General features: G+C 32.0%; 3 protein-coding genes. All 3 read right to left on the bottom strand.

Annotated features, from left to right (window positions below; translation table 11 throughout):
• Window positions 1-207: 207 nt before the first annotated feature.
• Window positions 208-537: a hypothetical protein gene (locus HMPREF1495_RS01980; RefSeq protein ID WP_034211603.1), complete on the bottom strand. Its 330-nt coding sequence runs from the start codon at window positions 535-537 to the stop codon at window positions 208-210.
• Window position 538: 1 nt separating this feature from the next.
• Window positions 539-2,407 carry an Mbeg1-like protein gene (locus HMPREF1495_RS01975; RefSeq protein WP_034211601.1) on the bottom strand — a complete coding sequence of 623 codons (1,869 nt, stop codon included), beginning with the start codon at window positions 2,405-2,407 and terminating at the stop codon, window positions 539-541.
• A partial coding sequence (locus HMPREF1495_RS13820; RefSeq protein WP_034211599.1) for a hypothetical protein occupies window positions 2,397-3,023 on the bottom strand: 627 nt, incomplete at its 5' end. The genes HMPREF1495_RS13820 and HMPREF1495_RS01975, both read right to left, overlap by 11 nt.

Raw genomic sequence — 3,023 nt, 5'->3', positions numbered from 1 at the left:
TAAGTGTCCTCCTTGTTTTTTTTTAAGAACAATTGTATTATACTACTTGATTTGTATAATTTCAATAATACATACGGTATACTTCAATTTTTTTATTATTTTTTTTATATTTGCAAAGACATAACAAATAATTACTTCAACTTTTTGTAATATTTTATATATAGTTATATTTTTTGTACAAAACTTTATGGTGCAAAATTTATTCACTTAATCATCATCATGTGCATGAAACCGTTCATCTTCTCTTCTCATTCTTGATATCTTTGCCTCAAGCGATGATATTTTATCATTTATATAGTTCTTATAATTTCTAATCTCATCCTCTTGTTTTATTATCCTGTTTTCCACCCTTGTTTTCATCATTTCAAATTCATTATTTTGCAAATATATTGATAAGACCATGGTACTTATAATCTCTATACAACTATTCTTAAGTTCATTATAATAAATTTCACTATCACAGATTCTATCAAAAATATCTTCTAAAACTTCTCTTTCCCTCTCAGCACATCTTATATCCTCACATCTACATGACATATCAATTCACTCCGTTCATACTTGATACAAACTTTGATTCCATACTTTCACAAGTATTGTAGTAGCCTATAATTCTTTCTTTAAGCCTCTTCCTTTTATCATTCGCCTTCTTTATAGATCTGAGTATATCATCCCAGTCTCTTGTATTTACATTTACAAAACTAATACTTTTTAGCCTATCTGATATATCCTCCATTTCAGGCACAAGCCTTCTCTCAACCAAATCATTGGCTGCATCCAGCATACTTACTAATTCCCTTGTCTTTGAATAGTTTATTGCTACTGTACCCAGGTCAGCTGTTCCGTATACTTCGAATTTCGATGGATTGTACATCGCCATTTCCATTTCAAAATACGCATCAATAAGCATTTGTTGTCCTTCCACCATTTTGCTAATACTTTCTCTAAGAAGGTTTTCTATATCTTTTATAGGATCTTTTAATATATCATTTATACCAGATATCCTATCTGCTAACTCTTCATCCATGTCATATAATGCATTTAGGTCCTCAACAACAGCATTCTTTTGTTTGAATTCACTATCCAAATATCTTATAAGATCTTTGCCTTCTTTCCTACCCAATAGCTTTATAAGTCTCGGTATAATAAGTGAAAATCCCCTTGGCATATTAACAATTGCATCTATCTCTTCACGAAATGAATCATTTCCACTATCCGGGCCGCTTTTAGCATGAAAACGTTGTGCAAACCACATAATTGTAACTCCAACGCTTCTCCTGTCCTCTATATCCATATCCATCCATTCTTCATTAAATGCATTAAGAAAATTTCCTACCGGTCCTCTTACCGTCAGTTCTCCAGGCTTTCCTGTCTCTTCATCAATCATACCGATAGGATAATGATTATATATAATGTCAGATATCTTTTCATGTGGTATATATGGAATATAATATAATCTGTTTTCCGGCGGCATGAAATGCACACCCCAAATGTTTACATAATCATTATCCCCTCCATAACCATATGTCTTACTTCCAACTTCATTCAAAACGTCCTCACCTAACATTTCCTTAACCATAGTTATAAATTCCGGAGAAAAGCCCTGACCACAAGCACTTATACATCTGTCTACCTTATCACTGTTAAATAAAGTAAATACCATTGCTGCATTCCCTCCTTTTGAATGCCCGGTTACGTATACTTTCTTTTCCTTATCGAAAATGCTTTGACTTCCATCCCTTGGTTTTCTTATATCATTTCCGTATTTAACTGCAAGTTCTTGGTCCTTTGACATATAATCAAAGATATCTTCTTCTTTACCGATAATACTTTTCAATGAATTTACTACACTTTTCTCAATTTTGTTTTCAATATCACTTGTAAATTTTTTCACCTTCTCTTTTATTGGATTATTTGGTATTGGTGGCGTATAGACTACCGGACATGTAATTTCTAACATATCTCTTGTAGTTGACACTATAGTTGACATTGTATCCCATATATCTGAATCTCTGCCATATGCTTGTCCGTTATCCAACCAAGCTCCTTTTGGTGTCCCTCTGAAAGATACATATATATGATCATCCAACTCAAATGTGCAGGCTTGCATACTATATACAGAATAGTCAGGCTTCCCATCTCCATCATTATCTTTCCAACTCATATTGGAGATTTTGGCTTTACCAAGTTCAGGTCTATCTTTTAGGATTGCCTTTACCGCAGGAAGATTTTCTGCTATGGCATTTTGGTAGCCTTCTTCTAATCCATCTGCCTCTTGTTCAATAATTTTAATTATCGAATTTATGTCTAAATTCTTATCTATTTCCATCTTACTTAGTGGCAGATACTGTATAATATCATATAATATTTTTTCTTGTAATTCATTTTCTGATATTATATTATTTCCCATACTCTTCATCTCCTTCCGTTACGTATATTTCTCCATCATATGAATGTTTTTTTCTATCGTATACTACGGTCAAACTTTTGTAAAACTTTTCAGAATTGAATAATCTATCTAAATATATTTCTTCCAAATATTGTAAATCCTCTTCTTTCAAGTATGTTACAACCAATCTACCTCCACATATTTTTTTATTTGACAGAATATTACATATATCAACAAGCTTTTTCTCTTCATCCACTCTATTACTGCATACAAATATACGAATAATAAAGTTTGATTTTTTAGCATACATAAATATATCTGTATCTCTTAAAAAACTATCATCATCCGGAAAACCATATGGATGTGTATACACCTTACACTCCCCATATATAGGTTTTACAAGCTCATATATATATTTCTCAAGTTCTTCCTTCTTAAGATACCCTACATAATTGTCATGGAAATAAGTCATTCCATCCTTAGTTTCAACATCTACTACTACATGCCAGTAGGGATTTGACTTTGGGTGAACGTACACGCTACCTTCATATATATACTCACTTTCAAACTTTTCTCCATATTTTTTCTGCATATAATACTCTGCTGCATTCATATAATCTTTTCTTGTAAACATCAC

It is taken from the genome of Lachnoanaerobaculum sp. MSX33 (assembly GCF_000512995.1).
Classification (GTDB): Bacteria; Bacillota; Clostridia; order Lachnospirales; family Lachnospiraceae; genus Lachnoanaerobaculum.
The sequence above is the reverse complement of the archived record's forward strand: the minus strand, read 5'-3'. Positions and strand labels throughout refer to the sequence as shown.